At 63.6% G+C, this 947-nt stretch carries 1 pseudogene; it reads left to right on the top strand.

Going from position 1 to position 947, the window contains the following annotated elements:
* A pseudogene (locus tag DBR24_RS32700) lies at window positions 1-947 on the top strand (ATP-dependent DNA helicase); the annotation flags it as partial.

Raw genomic sequence — 947 nt, forward strand, 5'->3', positions numbered from 1 at the left:
GGAACGGTTTTTCGACGAGTCCGGCGGCACCCAACTGATTATCCATTCGCCGTTCGGCAGCCGCATCAACCGCGCCTGGGGCCTGGCCCTGCGCAAGCGTTTCTGCCGCACCTTCAACTTCGAACTGCAGGCGGCGGCCAGTGAAGACGCGATCGTGTTGTCGCTGTCCACCAGCCACAGCTTTGAGCTCGATGACGTCTGGCGCTACCTGCACAGCAACAGTGCCGAGCACCTGCTGATTCAAGCGGTGCTGGATGCGCCGCTGTTCGGCGTGCGCTGGCGCTGGAATGCCGGGGTGGCGCTGGCGTTGCCGCGTTTTACCGGCGGACGCAAGGTCGCGCCGCAATTGCAGCGAATGAAGAGTGAAGACCTGATCGCCAGTGTATTTCCCGACCAGATTGCCTGCCTTGAGAACCTCGCGGGTGAGCGGGAGATTCCCGAGCATCCGCTGGTCGAGCAGACCCTCGACGACTGCCTGCATGAGGCGATGGACAGCGAGGGCTGGCTGACCCTGTTGCGACGCATGGAGCAGGGCGACGTGCGTCTGATCAGTCGCGATCTGCCGGCCCCCTCGCCATTGGCGGCGGAAATTCTCAGCGCCCGTCCCTATACCTTTCTCGACGATGCGCCGCTGGAAGAACGCCGCACCCAAGCGGTGATCAACCGACGCTGGAGCGATCCGCAATCGACCGATGATCTTGGTGCACTGGATGCCGACGCCATCGTCGCGGTGCGCGAAGAAGCCTGGCCGACGCCGAATACTGTGGATGAAATGCACGAAGCGTTGATGAGTCTGGCGTGCCTCAGCGATGCAGAGGCGCAGGCCAATCCGGGCTGGCGGGTATGGCTCAATGCACTGGCCGCGAGCGGTCGTGCCTGCCACTTGCAGATCGTGGAAGAGCATTCGCTGTGGCTGGCACGCGAACGCCTGACGTGCCTGCAAGCGC

This window comes from Pseudomonas sp. HMWF006 (genome assembly GCF_003061205.1).
GTDB lineage: Bacteria > Pseudomonadota > Gammaproteobacteria > Pseudomonadales > Pseudomonadaceae > Aquipseudomonas > Aquipseudomonas monsensis.